The 729-nt window shown below is 51.4% G+C and carries 1 pseudogene; it reads right to left on the reverse strand.

Annotation, left to right across the window (positions count from 1 at the left end):
* A pseudogene (locus M917_RS01115) lies at positions 1–729 on the reverse strand (YadA-like family protein); the annotation flags it as partial.

The raw sequence follows: 729 nt of genomic DNA on the forward strand, positions 1-729 counted from the left end.
ACCATCAGCAATGTTGGTGATCTTGTTGCCAGCGGCATCGATACCAGCAGTAGTGATGCTTGGGCCTGTGGCAGCACCTGTGCTATCAGTGAAGCTTAAGCCAGTTTGGTTAACAAGCGTGCTGTTGCCAGCGGCGTCAGTTGCCGTCAAGCCATTGGCATCATAGTTGCTGGTGTTGGTGCCGTTAGTAACGCTGGTGCCTGTTGCGGTCACAGCTGTGAGGTTAGCGCCGTCAGTGATGCTGACACCAGCATTATTGACTGTGGTATTGCCTGTCGTGACGCTGGTTAGCGCAAGATCGTCTTTGGTTTTGATATTGTAGTCGGTTGAACCATCTGAGTTGGTCGTTCCTGTCACTACAATGTTTTTGCCTTCTGTGACAGTGGTCTTCGCTTTGGTCGCTGCGTCTCTAACGTTGGTGATCGCGCCATCGATTGTGCTCGCGCCAGTGCCACCAATGTTGGTTGTGGTCACCAAACCACCCGTATTAATAGCATTTCCACCAATGACGGTTTTCAGGGCTTCTGCGGTGTTAAACAGCTGCCCACCGTTGGTAGCGTCTGTGCTGTTTGCTGCAATGCGACCATTCGCCACGTTAGTAATGACTCTGCTACCCGCATCAATACCAGCTGCGGTGATGCTTGGGCCTGTAGCCGAACCTGTGCTATCAGTGAAGCTTAAGCCAGTTTGGTTAAAGGTAGTGGTGTTTGTGCCATCAGTTGCAGTAAA

This window comes from Psychrobacter aquaticus CMS 56 (assembly GCF_000471625.1).
GTDB lineage: Bacteria > Pseudomonadota > Gammaproteobacteria > Pseudomonadales > Moraxellaceae > Psychrobacter > Psychrobacter aquaticus.